The organism is Modestobacter caceresii (assembly GCF_000761485.1).
Classification (GTDB): domain Bacteria; phylum Actinomycetota; class Actinomycetes; order Mycobacteriales; family Geodermatophilaceae; genus Modestobacter; species Modestobacter caceresii.
Map to the genome: position 1 here is coordinate 1 of NZ_JPMX01000042.1, position 14,756 is coordinate 14,756.

8 protein-coding genes are annotated in these 14,756 nt (G+C 74.2%); 7 read left to right on the forward strand and 1 reads right to left on the reverse strand.

The genetic code is table 11. The features are described from left to right. From IN07_RS25725 to IN07_RS10295, 3 genes are all read left to right on the forward strand, one after another. Nucleotides 1-472, forward strand: a 472-nt coding sequence (locus tag IN07_RS25725; protein WP_231558094.1) for a hypothetical protein, incomplete at its 5' end; no start/stop codon positions are given. Between the two features lie 179 nt (nt 473-651). Then, nucleotides 652-2,706: a bifunctional metallophosphatase/5'-nucleotidase gene (locus IN07_RS10290; RefSeq protein ID WP_052091110.1), complete on the forward strand. Its 2,055-nt coding sequence runs from the start codon at nt 652-654 to the stop codon at nt 2,704-2,706. A gap of 208 nt (nt 2,707-2,914) precedes the next feature. Then, nucleotides 2,915-3,940 carry a GGDEF domain-containing protein gene (locus IN07_RS10295; RefSeq protein ID WP_231558095.1) on the forward strand — a complete coding sequence of 342 codons (1,026 nt, stop codon included), beginning with the start codon at nt 2,915-2,917 and terminating at the stop codon, nt 3,938-3,940. On the opposite strand, the gene IN07_RS10300 is transcribed toward IN07_RS10295, so the two are convergent. Then, the gene (locus IN07_RS10300) at nt 3,933-5,273 is read right to left on the reverse strand and encodes a Wzz/FepE/Etk N-terminal domain-containing protein (protein ID WP_036335625.1); all 1,341 of its coding nucleotides are present in this window, start codon (nt 5,271-5,273) and stop codon (nt 3,933-3,935) included. The two genes, IN07_RS10295 and IN07_RS10300, sit on opposite strands and share 8 nt — an antisense overlap. A 143-nt stretch (nt 5,274-5,416) precedes the next feature. Here IN07_RS10300 and IN07_RS10305 point away from each other — a divergent pair, with 143 nt between their 5' ends. The 4 genes from IN07_RS10305 (at nt 5,417) to IN07_RS25730 (ending at nt 14,649) form a co-directional block, all read left to right on the forward strand. After that, nucleotides 5,417-6,334, forward strand: a complete 918-nt coding sequence (locus tag IN07_RS10305) for a glycosyltransferase family 2 protein (protein ID WP_036335627.1) — start codon at nt 5,417-5,419, stop codon at nt 6,332-6,334. Then, on the forward strand, nt 6,331-7,611 hold the full coding sequence (locus tag IN07_RS10310; RefSeq protein WP_036335628.1) for an O-antigen ligase family protein: 1,281 nt from the start codon (nt 6,331-6,333) through the stop codon (nt 7,609-7,611). The genes IN07_RS10305 and IN07_RS10310 overlap by 4 nt, the downstream gene beginning before the upstream one ends. A 22-nt stretch (nt 7,612-7,633) precedes the next feature. Then, complete coding sequence (locus IN07_RS10315; RefSeq protein ID WP_156119123.1) at nt 7,634-8,860, forward strand: MATE family efflux transporter; 1,227 nt, start codon at nt 7,634-7,636, stop codon at nt 8,858-8,860. Between the two features lie 269 nt (nt 8,861-9,129). Next, the gene (locus IN07_RS25730; RefSeq protein ID WP_052091112.1) at nt 9,130-14,649 is read left to right on the forward strand and encodes a pectinesterase family protein; all 5,520 of its coding nucleotides are present in this window, start codon (nt 9,130-9,132) and stop codon (nt 14,647-14,649) included. Nucleotides 14,650-14,756: the final 107 nt, after the last annotated feature.

Sequence of the window (14,756 nt, forward strand, 5' to 3'; positions counted from 1 at the left end):
CGACGCCGAGCGCCCCGCGCCCCCGGCGACCGACCCGGACACCGGGCGGGCCGCTGCCCGGGCCGCCCTCCGGCCGCGGGACGTCGCGCCGCTGACCGGGCCGGCGGTCGTCGCCGAGCTGCGCGCCGAGACCAACCTGGCCGTCGGGGACGCCGCCTGGAGCCTGGCCCAGCCGCTGGCCGAGGCCGGCCTGCTGGCCGCGGTGCAGACGGTGACCGAGGGCGGGGTCACCGCGGAGGAGGTCGCCGCCGCGGCGGACGGACGGCCGTTGGTGGTCGCCGTCCGGGACGCCTACCGCAGCCCCTGGCAGATCGCGTGGCTCGACGGGCTCCGTGCGGCGCGGCCCGACGCGGTCCTGGTCGCGCTGGGCATGTCGGTCGATGCCGAGCGGGCGACGGGGCCGGCGATCGCGGCCCACGGCGCCGCCCGGGTGGTCACCCGGGCGGTCGCCGACCTGCTCCGCGGCGACTGAGCCGGCCGGCCGGCCGCGGGGGCGAGCCGTCCGGAGCAGACGGAGGTGAACAGGACCTGTCCGTATCGACGACTGACTGCTTTCATGTCGACACGTCGCGTTCACACGAATGAGTGACAGTCCTCGGCGTCGTACCGACCCGTCGCACCCGGAGGCCACACGTGCCCTTTGCCCACTCGATGACGGCCCGCAGGGTCGCTGTCGTCACCGCCGTCACCGTGGGGGGTGCCCTGCTCGGCGCGTCCCCTGCCCTGGCGGTGGAGTCGCCCGTCAGCGACGACGGCACCACCGAGCTGCAGCTGCTCGGGATCAACGACTTCCACGGCCGGCTGGACGACGCGGTCGCCCTGGCGGGCACCGTCGAGGAGCAGCGGGCCCGGGACGACGTCGACGCGACCGTGCTGCTGTCGGCCGGGGACAACATCGGCGCCTCGCCGTTCGTCTCCGCCAGCCAGCAGGACGCACCGACGATCGAGGTGCTCAACGAGCTGGGGCTGGACGCCTCGGCCGTGGGCAACCACGAGTTCGACCGCGGCTTCGCCGACCTGACCGGCCGGGTCGGGGTCGACGGCGAGAGCGGCCTGGCCGACTTCGACTACCTGGGCGCCAACGTCTACGGCACCGACGGTGACCCGGTGCTGCCGGAGTACGCGCTGCTGGAGGCCGCCGGCGTCACCGTCGGCGTCATCGGCGTCGTCACCCAGGAGACGAGCTCGCTGGTCTCCCCGGCCGGCATCGAGGGCATCACGTTCGGGGACCCGGTGGAGGCCGCGAACCGGGTGACCGACGAGCTCACCGACGGCGTCGGGGACGAGGCGGAGGTCATCGTCCTGGTCGCCCACGAGGGTGCACCGGAGGGCGAGGCCACCAGCACGCTGGAGGCCGAGCTCGCCGCGGACACCGCCTTCGCCGCGATCGTCAACGGCGTGGACGCCGACGTGGACGCGATCTTCACCGGGCACACGCACCAGACCTACGCCTGGCAAGCGCCGGTCCCGGGCACCGACGAGACCCGGCCGGTGATCCAGACGGGTTCCTACGCCGCGGACCTCGGCCGGATCGTGCTCAGCTACGACGAGTCGACCGGTGAGGTCACCACCTCCACGGTGGAGAACCTGGCGCTGACCGAGGTGCCCGAGGAGGAGCTGGTCGTCGCCTACCCGCGCGTCGCCGAGGTCGCCGAGACCGTCGCGGCCGCCCAGGCAGCTGCCGACGAGCTCGGCAGCGTGGTCGTCGGGTCGGTCACGGCCGACATCACCCGGGCCTTCACCACCGGCCCGGCGGGGGAGCAGATCGAGGACCGCGGGTCCTACTCGGCCCTCGGCGGCCTGGTGGCGGACAGCTACGTGTACGGCGCCGCGGACAGCGCCATCGAGCCGGCCGACCTCGGCCTGGTCAACCCCGGCGGCCTGCGGGCCGACCTGCTCTACGGGGAGGACGGTGAGATCACGCTGGCCGAGGCCAACGAGGTCACCCCGTTCGCCAACGACCTGGTCGTCGTCTCGCTGACCGGGGCGCAGCTGGTGCAGGTGCTGGAGCAGCAGTGGCAGCCCGAGGGCAGCTCGCGGCCGTTCCTGGCCCTGGGCACCTCGGAGGAGCTCACCTGGTCCTACGACCCGGAGGCGGCCCCCGGCGAGCGGATCATCGTCGACAGCATCCGGATCTCGGGGGAGCCGATCGACACCAACGCCACCTACCGGGTGGCGACCAACAGCTTCCTGGCCTCCGGCGGCGACAACTTCACCACCTTCGCCGAGGGCACCACGGAGCAGACCGGTCTGATCGACTTCGACGCCTTCCAGGGCTACCTGGAGGAGTTCTCCCCGCTCAGCCCCGAGGAGTTCACCGGACGGGTCACCGTCGGGGACGCCTCCGAGCAGCCGCAGCAGCCGGCGGCCGAGGTGGCGGTCTCGCCGTCGACCTTCGCCCGCGGCGACCTGGTGACCTTCTCGGTGAGCGGCTTCGGCCCCGCCGAGCGGGTCGAGGTGACCGTGGACGGCCGGCGGCTGGGCCGGGTCACGACCGACGCCGAGGGCGCCGCGACGGTCCAGGTGCGGGTGCCGGGCTCCGTGGACACCGGCACGGTCGAGGTCACGGCCACCGGCGTCACCTCCGGCTCGACCGCGACGGTCGAGGTGCAGGTGACCGACCGGGCGCAGCCGGTCGACCGCGGCACCCTGGCGCAGAAGCTGGCCTCGTGGCTGCGGCAGGTGCTGGGCACCTGGCTGCGGTGACCGCGGGTGCACCGGCTCGGGTGACCGTCCCGAGCTGAGGCACGGACCACCGCACGACGACGACGGGCCCTCCACTCCGGTGGGGGGCCCGTCGCCGTCGGTGCCCTGCAGCGGGCGGGGACTCACCCGTACGGGGCGGCCGGGGGACCGTGGGAGGCAGTCGGCCTCCCTGGCTGCCGATCACCGGAGGGTGCAGATCAACGAGCGGATGAGGGCGCGCGACCCTCGGACGGCAGCGCGGACCGCGGTCCCGGTGCTGCTGGTCTGTGCGGTGACGTTGCTGGTCTTCTCGCTGTTCGGGCCCAACGCGGTGACGACCGGGGGCGTCGTCGCCTCCTGGCTGTGTGCCGCACTGCTCGCGGTCCTGGCCGTGGTCTACCGGCTCGCCGACCCCGCCCGGGTCGACGCCCGCGGCGGGTACGTGCTGACCGCGCTCGTCGGCGTCGTGCTGTGCTGCGGGATGAACTGGATCACCCGCGACCCCTCCGCCGCCGGCCAGGCGTTCCTCGCCTTCCCGGTGCTCTGGGCCGGCGTCCACCTCCGGCACACCGCGGTGGTGCTGGTGACCGCCGTCGCGCTCGCCGGGGACGCCGTGGTGCTGTTCCACCTGCAGCCGGCCGGCCACGCGGTCAGCGACCTGAGCTTCTTCGGCGCCGTGCTCGTGGTCATGGCGACGATGCTGGTGCGCGCCGGGGACACCCAGACCCGGCTGGTCGCCCAGCTGCAGCAGCAGGCCGCCACCGACTCTCTCACCGGGCTGGTCAACCGGCGGGTGCTCGACACGGCGCTGGGCACCGCGCTGGCCGCTCCGGTCGCGCCGCGGGGCACCTCACTGGTCCTCGTGGACGTCGACTCGTTCAAGACGATCAACGACGAGCACGGCCACCCGGTCGGCGACGACGCCCTGGTGCACATCGCCGCGGTGCTGCGCTCGGTGGTCCGCGCCGGGGACGCCGTGCTCAGCCGGATGGGCGGTGACGAGCTCGCCGTCCTGCTGCCCGACTGCCCGGCGGACGTGGCCGCCGCCCGGGCCACCGAGGTGCTCGACGCGGTCCGGGCTGCGCCCCTGGCGCTGCCCGACGGGAGCCTGCTGGCGATCTCGGTGAGCCTGGGCGTGGCCCACGCCCCGACGCACGCCACCAGGCTGGAGGAGCTCTACGCGGCCGCCGACGCGGCGCTGTACGCGGCCAAGCGTGCCGGCCGCGGCCGGGTCGAGGTGGCGGCGGTCAGCTGACCCGGTGGGGGAGCGGCCGCCGGGCCGGGCGGTCGGAGGACTCCAGGACGGCGCCGACCAGCGGCGCACCGAGGGTGTCGAGGAGGGAGGTGACGTCGTGCAGCTCGCGCCGCGTCGTGCCCCCGGCCCGGACGGCCAGCACGACCCCGTCGCTGAGCGTGGTCAGCGACGCAGCCCCCGAACGCCGGTCGAGGGGCGGGGGCACGACGATGGTGACGTCGGCGTCGCCGGAGACCCTGGCCAGGACCTCGGCCATCCGGGGGCCGTCGAGCAGGTCCTCGCCCCCCGCCTCCGGCGCCCGGCCGGCCGGCAGCACCCGCAGGCCGTGCGGGCCCGGCCGCAGCGCCTCCTGGAGCGGGAGACGCCCGGCCAGCACCTCGGCCAGCCCGGGGGTCTGCTCGGGCAGGCCCAGCAGCCCGGCCGCCCGGGGCGCCCACAGGTCGGCCTCGACCAGCACCGTGCGCAACCGGGCTGCGGCGAAGACGCCCGCCAGGTCCCAACCCAGGGCGGCGCTGTCGGCGCGCGCGGTCGGACCGAGCACGGTGACGGTGCGGGGTGCCGGGGTGCGGCGGCCCGGACGGTCCCCGAGGTGGGCGCGGATCCGGCGCAGCGCCTCGCCGCGGTCGGGGGCCATCCCCTCGGCCGGGTCCCGGTGCCGCCGGTCGCGCAGCGGGACGACGCCGATGACGGGGATGCCGGCGGCGGACAGCTCGTCGACGTCCCGGACGGTGTCGTCCAGCGACTCGCGCAGGAAGGCGACGGCGATGCCGACGGCCAGCCCGAGCAGGGCGCCGACGGCGAGCAGCACCGCGGTGGTCGGCGCGGCGGGGGTGGTCGGCAGCGCCGCCGGCCGGATGGTGCTGACCTGCACGGTGTCGACGGTGGAGCCCGGCGCGTCCTCCAGCTCCGCCAGCAGCTCGGAGAACGTCTCCCCGACGGCGTTGGCGATCTCCTGGGCGCGCTCGGGCGAGGGGTCGCCCACGCGCACGGTGAGCAGCACCGTCTCCGGGGGCACCTCGACCGTCATCTCCCCGGCCACCTCGGCGCCGGTCAGCTCGAGGTCGAGGCGGTCGGCGACCCGTTCACCGAGCAGCGGGCTGCCCAGCACGGCCGCGTAGGACTGCATCCGCTGCTGCAGGTAGGCGGTGTCCTGCCGGGTCACCACGCCCTCGTCGGCCTCCTCGGACGCACCCAGGAACAGCTGCGACTCGGCGACGTACACCGGGGTGCGGAACAGCGACCAGGCCAGGGCCAGGGCGACGCCGAGGACGACGCACAGCGCGATGGGCAGTGCACCGCGGCGGAGCGCGCGGGAGATCTCGCGGAAGGTCATGGAGGTGCCTCATCACATCGACGGTGTCCCGGTGGCGACGTCCGCACCTGTACCGTGCCCTCGGTGGCGCCGAGCCGACGTAGCGTAACCAGCCGCTTGCGAGAAGTCGCGAACGGCGCACGGACGTGGGCGCGGAGGCGACAGTGACGGGCACGGAGAGCACGGCCGTGCCGGGCGCGGCGACCGGCCGGGTCGGTGTGGTGTGCGTGCTGCACGGCGACCCGGAGGTGCCGGGGTGGCTGTTCCGGCTCGCCCGGGAACTGCCGCTGGTGCTGGTGGTCAACGACCCGGGGCCCGGGCGCTACTCCCGCCTCCCCGCGGCCGCGGTCACGCTGGTCAACGACGAGCCCGCGGGCTTCGCCGTGAACGTGGACCGGGGCGTCGACGCGCTGCTGGCGGCGGCGCCGGTCGACGTCCTGCTGAGCGTCAACTTCGACCTGGAGCTCGAGCCGGCCGTCGTCGACAGGCTGGTGGCCGCGCTGGACCAGCACCCGGAGGTGGCGGCCGCCGGGCCGCTGCTGACCGGGCACGACGGCGAGCCGGTGTTCAGCTCGGGCCGGCTGCCCCGTCCGGTGCTGGAGTTCCTGCGTGCCGCCGGCCTGCGTCAGGGCCGGCTGCTGGAGTGGCAGCGGCGGGTCCTCCGCCGCTCGGCCGCCTGGCGCGAGCGCAACGCCGGAGCCGCCAGTGCCCCGGTCCGGCTGCTGCAGGACGGCGAGTACCTGCCGTGGACGTGCGTGGCGGTGCGCCGCGCGGCCTGGACGTCGGTGGGGCCGCTGGACCGCCGGTTCCGCCTGTACGCCGAGGACATCGACTGGTCGGTGCGGGCGGTCGCGGCCGGTTGGCGGCTGTGCCTGGTCGCGCCGGACTCCCCGGTGGTGCACGCCGAGCGCTGGACCCGCAGCCCGACCACCGACGCCTGGTACGAGGCCAGTCACACCCGGCTGCACCGCAAGCACGGCTGGACGGCGAGCGGCCGCGCCCAGCGGGCCGGTCTCGCGCTCCGCCGGTGGACGCCGCTGCGGTGGGTCAGCCCGCTGGTCTGGGCGGAGATCCGCCGGTGACCTCCCCGGCGCTGTCCCGCCGGTTCGTGCTGGGCTACGCCGTCCTCTGGCTCGCCGGCGCCGGCTTCCTGTGGTGGCCGTGGCTGCTGGTCCGGCTGGTGCTGCGCGCCCGTGCCGATCACCGGCCGCCGCTGCTGCTGACCGGGGTGGCCGGCTTCCTCGGGCTGAGCCTGTTGCTCGCGCTCGTCCAGGGCCCTCCGGCCGGACGGGTGCTGGGCGCTGTGCTCAACCTCCTCGTCTGGGTCTGCCTGGTGCTGCTCGTCGCCGCCCGGCCGTCCCGGCGGCAGCTCGCCGAGGCCGCCGCGGGCCTGGTGGGGCTGGCCCTGGTCCAGGCCGCGCTGACCCTGCTCGCGCTGCTGGTCTACCCGCGGGCACAGGACCTGGTGCTGCCGCTCGGGCGGCTGCTGCCCGGCTCGGTGCTGGCCGATCCCAGCATCACCGCCTTCGCGGTCACCCACCTGGCCTTCCCCGACTACTTCGCGATGCCGGTCATCCGCAGCGGCGGCATCCTCGGCAACCCGACGTGGGGCGGCGCACTCGCCGCGCTGGGGATCCTGCTGCTGCTGGTGGACCCGTTCGGCCGGCGGCGCCCCGGGGTGCGGGGCTGGGCGCTCACGGGCGCGGGCGTCGTCGTCTTGCTGCCGTCGCTGGTGCTGTCGTACTCGCGCAACACCGTGCTCGCCCTGCTGGTCGCCCTCGTCGCGGCCGGGGCGGTGCTGTTGCGGCGCCGACTGGGCGCCCCCGGCTTCGCCGCGCTGGTCTCGCTGTCGGTCGCCGGCGGCGTCGCGGTCCTGGCGGTGCTGCCGGTCCCCGCGTTGATCGCGTCGCTGAACGGCACCCGGGCCGGGTCGGCCGAGACGCGCGGCGAGATCTACGCGATCACGCTGGACCGGGTGCTCGCCTCGCCCACCCCGCTGCTGGGCTCCGGGGTCAAGGAGCGGGTGCCCGGGCTGGTGGCCAGCCTGGGCAGTCACAGCAGCTACCTGGGGCTGCTGTACCGCGGCGGCGCGGTCGCCCTGCTGCTCTTCCTGGCCGCGCTGGTCGTGGCCGGCTGGGTCGCCTGGCGGCGCGCGGAGGCGGCGGCGCTGGCACTGGTCGTCTTCACCGCGGTCTGGTCGGTGGCCGAGGACGTCGACGTGGGGCACTTCGTCCCGCTCGCGCTGGTGCTGGCACTCGGGCTGCTCCGGTCCGACGACCCCGAGCCGCCCGACGACGCCGAGCCGCCCGACGACGTGGCGGTGCCGGTGGGCACCGCGTCCGGTGTCCGTGTCGGCTGATCAGGCGATCCCGGGCGAGGAGGTGCGCCCGGGACGCCAGCGGCTGTTCACCCTGCTCGACCAGGGCCTCTCCAGCGTCACCAACTTCGCCCTGTCCCTGGTCGCCGCCCGGGAGCTGGCCCCCGCCGAGCTGGGCGCGTTCGCCGTCGCCGTGGCCACCTACCTGATCATGCTGGGGCTGGTGCGCGCGGCCTGCGGGGAGACCCTGCTGGTGCGGCACGCCGGCGCCCCGGCCGGCGACTGGCCGGTCCTGACCCGGGCGGTCACCGGGCTGGCGGCGGCGGGCGGGTGCCTGGCCGCGGTGCTGGTGGCGGGGGTCGGGCTGGCGATCGGTGGCCGCGTCGGGCCGGCCCTGGTCGTGCTCGCACTGACGCTGCCCGGGCTGCTGGTGCAGGACGCCTGGCGGTACTGCCTCCTGGGCGCCGGGCGGGCCGGGGCGGCGTCGGCGCTGGACGGCGTCTGGGTGGTGCTGCTCGTGCCCGCGTTCGCCCTGCCGCTGGTCACCGACCGGGTGAGCGCCGCGTCGCTGCTGCTGGCCTGGGGGGTCGCCGGGGCGGCGTCGCTGCCGCTGGCGGTGCTGCTCGACCGGGTCCGCCCGGACGTCGTCCTGGGCTGGCGGTTCCTGCGGGAGAACTCCCAGCTGATCCGGCGCTACTGCCTCGAGTCGCTCACCGGGTTCGGCGCCTACCAGGTGCTCGTCTACGGGCTCGCGGCGCAGTTCGGCCTGGCGCTGGCCGGCGCGCTCCGGCTGGCGTTGACCGCGCTCAGTCCGGTGAACGTGCTGTTCCAGGGGGCGTACACGATCGCCACCGTGCGCAGCGTGCAGCTGCGCGGCCGGGGCGCGGGGCAGCACCTGCGCTGGTCGGTCACCGTCGGCGCGACGCTGGCCGGCGTCGCGGTGCTCTGGACGAGCGTGCTGCTCCTGCTGCCCACCGGTGCGGTGAGCGCGGTGCTCGGGCCGGAGTGGCCGGAGGTCCGGGGGATCGTGGCCGTGCTGGGGCTCTGGCTGGTGGCCATCGGGGTCCAGTCGGGGGCGGCCACCGGGCTGCACGGCCTGGTCGACTCGGGCCGGAGCCTGGCCGCCCAGCTGATGTCCGCGCCCGCACTGCTGGTCCTGGCCTGGACCGGCGCCGCGCTGGCGGGCGTCCAGGGCGTCGCGGTCGGGTACGTGGCGGCCGGTCTGGTCTCCGGGACCATCTGGTGGAGCCTGTACCGCCGCTCGTTGCAGCTGGGCGCCGCGGCGGCCTGACCGAGCCCGCGCCGCCCGACCGCGTCGTTCCATTGACCGGAAAATTGCTCACTGTACGTAGTCGAGCGGCAGCGCGGTGGCGAGTGGCCATGCACCCGAACAGGTGAAACCCGGATCAGGGCGGTGGCGATGCTGACTCTGCGTTGCCTTGTGCGCAATGGGGACCGTAGCGTTCCGCCGCGACCCCCCGAGCGCCCGCTGGTGTGCGGATCGGCGTGTCGCCGTCCTCGGAGCCTGTCTCCTCGGCCCCTGCAGAGAAGAGCTCGTCTGTGTCTCGCACCTCCCGTCCGCCCGCACTCGCGTCCCGTGCCGGCGGTGCCACCCTGGTCGCCGCCGCCCTGCTCGGCAGCGTCGTCGTCGGTGTGCCCAGCGCCGCCGCCGCCACCGGCTCGACCGCCGTGGCCGACTTCGACGGGGACGGCGCCAGCGACCTCGGCGTCTTCCGGCCCGCCGAGGGCCGCTTCCTGGTCCAGGGGCAGGACGCCACCTGGTGGGGCGGCGAGGGTGACGTCGACGTCTCCGCGGACTACGACGGCGACGGCACGACCGACGTCGCGGTGTTCCGCCCGTCGACCGGCCAGTGGTTCGTCCAGGGCGGCGCCACCTCGTGGTGGGGCGAGGCCGGGGACGTGGCCGTGCCGGCGGACTACGACGGTGACGGTGCGGCCGAGGTCGCGGTGTTCCGTCCGTCGACCGGGCAGTGGTTCGTCGAGGGCGGTGCCAGCACGTACTGGGGCGGCGCGGGTGACGTGGCAGTGCCGGCGGACTACGACGGCGACGGCAGCAGCGACATGGCGGTGTTCCGCCCGGAGACCGGGCAGTGGTTCGTCCAGGACGGCGCCAGCACGTACTGGGGCGGCGCGGGCGACCTCGCACTGACCCGCAGCCTGGGCGCCCGGCAGGCGACGGCCGCCACGCCGGTCGACACCACCGCCCCGGCAGCCCCGGCCGAGGTCAGCACCGTGCTGGGCGACAGCTCGGTGACGGTCAGCTGGGCAGCCGGCGCCGAGGACGACCTCGCGGGCCACTCCGTCCAGCGCACCGAGGCCGGCGGCGAGCCGGTCGAGCTGACCGACGCGCTGGTCGAGGGCACCTCGTTCACCGACTCCACCGCCACGGTCGGGACCCGGTACTCCTACACGGTCACCGCGACCGACACCGCGGACAACACCTCGGCCCCCTCGGCTGCCGCCGTCGCCACCCCGGTGGACGCCGACGTGGTCGTCGCCTCCGACGGCTCCGCCGACGCCACGACGGTGCAGGCCGGCGTGGACCTGGTGCCGAACAACGCCGACCACCGGGCCGACCCGAAGCTGGTCCTGGTCCAGCCGGGCACCTACGAGGGCCTGGTCACCTCGGGCAACCGGTACGGCGTCACGGTCATGGGTGCCACCACCGACCCCGCCGACACCGTGCTCACCGCCGCCGACGCGGTGAACCCGACCGTCTCGCTGTCCGGCCACGAGTGGTCGCTGCTGAACCTGACCGTGGTGAACACCAACGGCACCGGCGTCGCCGGCGCCCAGGCCACCGCGCTGAAGGTCAACTCCGGTGACCGCGACGTCTTCGACAACGTCGCCTTCCTCGGCAACAAGCAGACCCTGCAGCTGCAGACGGCGAACACCACCACCTACAGCCGGCTCTTCTTCTCGAACGCCTACGTCGAGGGTGGGCAGGACATCGTCCTGGGCCGCGCCGTCGCCGTCTTCGAGGACAGCACGATCCACGTGCTCGACCAGCCCAACGCGGCGATCACCGACTCGTCGATCAGCTCCGCGCACCCCTACGGCTTCCTGGTCACCGACAGCGAGATCGTCACCGACGGGGCAGCCGGTTCGATCTACCTGGGCCGCCCCTACCCGGCCAGTGCCACCTCCCAGGCCCAGGTGACGATCCGCGGCACCGAGCTGGGTGCGGCGATCAACACCACCCAGCCCTGGAAGGACTGGAACGCCACCACCCCGTGGACGTCGGGTCGCTTCTCCGAGTACCAGAACACCGGCCCGGGCGCGACGGTCAACGCCAACCGCCCGCAGCTGACCGACGAGCAGGCCGCGCAGTACACCAAGGCCGCCTACCTCGCCGGCACCGACGGCTGGGCCCCGGTCGGGCAGCAGCTGCCCACCGAGCCGGCCGACACCACCGCCCCGGGAGCGCCGGCCGGCCTCACGGCCACCGCCGGGAACGCCCAGGTCGAGCTGACCTGGACGGCGAACGCCGACAGCGACCTCGCCGGCTACGACCTCTACCGGGCCGCAGGCACCACGGTCGAGGTCACGGCGGAGAACAAGGTGAACACCGAGCTGCTCACCGGCTCCTACTACACCGACCGCGCAGTGGTCAGCGGGACCGGGTACGCCTACGTGCTCACCGCCGTCGACGGTGCGGGCAACGCGTCGGCCGCCTCGGCGACCGTCTCGGCCACCCCGACCGGCGAGGTGCTGCCGGTGCACGACCTGCTGGTCGCGCAGGACGGCTCGGGTGACTTCACCACCGTGCAGGCCGCCGTCGACGCCGCCGGCGCCGGCACGGCGGGCGACCCGGTCGTCATCGCGATCAAGCCGGGCACCTACCGCGAGCTGGTCAGCATCACCGACAGCAACGTCTCGCTGCTCGGCACCACCGGGACGGCCACCGACGTCGTGCTCAGCTACGACAACGCCGCCGGCACCACCAACCCGGCCACCGGCTCGGCGTACGGCACCGGCAACAGCCAGAGCGTGCTGGTCAAGGGCAACGACGTCACGGTCAGCGACCTGACGATCGAGAACGCCTTCGACGAGGCGGCGGCGACGTTCAACGACAAGCAGGCGGTCGCGCTGAACACCACCGGTGACCGGCTGGTCTTCGACGGTGTGCGCGTGCTGGGCAACCAGGACACCCTGCTGGTCAACTCGGGCGACGCCAACAAGGTCGCCCGGTCCTACTTCGTGGACAGCTACATCGAGGGCGACGTCGACTTCGTGTTCGGCCGGGGCACCGCGGTGTTCGACCGGAGCACGATCCACGCGCTGAGCCGGGGCAGCAGCTCCAACAACGGCTACCTCACCGCCGCGAGCACCGCGGACGACAACCGGTACGGGATCCTGATCACCAACAGCACGGTGACCAGCGACGCCCCGGCGGAGACCTTCTCGCTGGGTCGCCCGTGGCGCGGCTGGAGCGACGACTACACGAAGAACGGCGTCGAGATGCCGAACTCGCGTGGTCAGGTCACCATCCGCGAGACCGAGCTGCCCGCCGCGATCCGGACCAGCCAGCCGTGGGCCGACATGTCCCCGAACCTGTGGACCGACGGTCGTTTCGCCGAGTACGCCAACACCGGTGCCGGTGCGACGGTGAACGCCAACCGGCCGCAGCTGACCACCGCCGAGGCCACCGAGTACACCAAGTGGGACTACCTGGCCGGCAGCGACAGCTGGAACCCGATCGGCTCCGAGGAGCCGGCGGCCGGCGACATCACCGCCCCGGCGGCACCGGCCGGCCTCACCGCCGCCGCGGACGGCGCCGGTGTGGCCGTGACCTGGACGGCGAACGGCGAGGCCGACCTGGCCGGCTACCACGTCTACCGGGCCACCGGCAGCACGGTCGAGGCCACCGCGGCCAACCAGCTGACCACCGAGCTGCTCACGGAGGCCGGCTACCAAGACACCGCCGTCTCCCCGGGTGTCGAGTACAGCTACCTGGTCACCGCGGTGGACACCACCGGCAACGTGTCGGCCGCCTCGGCGCCGGCCACGCTGACCACCGTGGGCACGCCGCTGCCCGACCACGACCTGCTGGTCGCCCAGGACGGCTCGGGTGACTTCACCACCGTGCAGGCCGCGGTGGACGCAGCCGGCGCGGGCACCGCGGCCGACCCGGTCGTCATCGCGGTGACCCCGGGTGAGTACCGCGGGGTCGTCACGATGTCGCGCAACCACGTGACGCTGATCGGCACCACCGGCGACGCCGCCGACGTGGTCATCGTGGAGGCCCACGCGGCCGGGACACCCAAGCCCGACGGCTCCGGCACCTACGGCTCCTCCGGCAGCGCCACGGTGCTGATCAAGGGCAGCGACGTCACGGTCCGGGACCTCACCTTCGCCAACGACTTCGACGAGGAGTCCTCCGACCTCTCGGCGAAGCAGGCGCTGGCGCTGAAGACCCAGGGTGACCGGCTGGTCTTCGACAACGTCCGGTTCCTGGGCGACCAGGACACCCTGATGGTCGACTCGCCCGGCACCGGCGTGCAGGCGCGGTCGTACTTCGTGGACAGCTACGTCGAGGGCGACGTGGACTTCATCTTCGGCCGGGGCACCGCGGTGTTCGACCGGAGCACGATCTTCGCGTCCACCCGGGGCAGCAGCTCCAACAACGGCTACATCACGGCCGGCAGCATCGACATCAGCCTCCCGTACGGGATCCTGATCACCGACAGCACCGTGCAGAGCGACGCCCCGGCGGGCACCTTCCACCTGGGCCGCCCGTGGCACCCCAGCGGTGACGTGAACGCCATCGCCCAGGTCGTCATCCGCGACACCGAGCTGCCCGCGGCGATCAAGTCCGCGCCGTGGACGGACATGAGCGGGTTCTCCTGGACCGAGGCCCGGTTCTCCGAGTTCCAGAACACCGGCCCGGGTGCCGGGGTCAACGAGAACCGTCCGCAGCTGACGGCCGCCGGGGCCGAGCAGTACACCAAGTGGGACTACCTGGCCGGCAAGGACGGCTGGAACCCCACCGGTGAGGTCGAGCCGCCGCCGTCGGACACCACCGCGCCGGCCGCGCCGGCCGGGCTCGCCGCCACGGTGGCACCGGGTGCGGTGACGCTGGACTGGGCCGACAACGCCGAGCCCGACGCCGCCGGGTACGTGGTCTACCGCGCGCTGACCGAGACCGGCACCTACGCCCGGCTCACCAGCGCCCCGATCACCGCCTCGACCTACCTGGACAACACCGTCCCGGTCGGCTCGACCGGTTGGTACCGGGTCACCGCGGTCGACGTCACGGGCAACGAGTCCGCGGCGGCGACGGCGAGCGCGACGGTTACCGAGGGCAACGGGGAGACCCGCCCGCTCAGCGTCTTCGTGATCGGTGACTCGACCGCGTCGGTCTACCAGGCCAACGAGGGCCCGCGGACCGGCTGGGGCCAGGCGCTGGGGCTGTTCACCACCGAGAACGCCACGGTGGTCGACTACGCCAAGTCCGGGGCCAGCTCCAAGGACTACTACGACAGCGGCCTGTTCGACCGGACGCTGGCGGAGATCCAGCCGGGTGACTTCCTGCTCATCTCCTTCGGGCACAACGACCAGAAGGCCGACGACCCGAGCCGGTACACCGACCCGTACGGCACGTACCAGGAGTACCTGCAGAAGTACGTCGACGGTGCCCGGGCCGCCGGTGCCACCCCGGTGCTGGTGACCTCGGTGGAGCGTCGCCGGTTCACCGAGGACGGGGTCGCCAAGAGCACCCACGGTGAGTACCCGGCCGCGATGCGAGCGCTGGCCGCCGAGCAGGGCGTCGCGGTGGTCGACCTGACCGCCATGAGCACCGACCTGTGGAACGAGCTGGGGCCGGAGGGGACGAAGGACTACTTCCTCCACGTCGAGCCGGGTGAGTACCCGAACTACCCGGACGGCCGCGCCGACGACACCCACTTCCAGGCTCGGGGGGCGATCGAACTGGCTCGCATCGTCGCCACGTCCCTGGCCGAGCAGGGGGTCCTGCCGGCGGGTGGCGAGTACTTCCAGCGGCTGGACGGCGCGGTCGCCGACGACGAGATCGTCTGGCCGGCCAAGCGCCCGATCTGACCCGACCGGGTCCTCGTCACCCGGGAGGGTGGGCCGGCTGCTGCCAGCCCCCCCTCCCGGGTGACGTACCGGCCTGCGCAGGAGCACCGGGGCCCCCTCGCGGGATG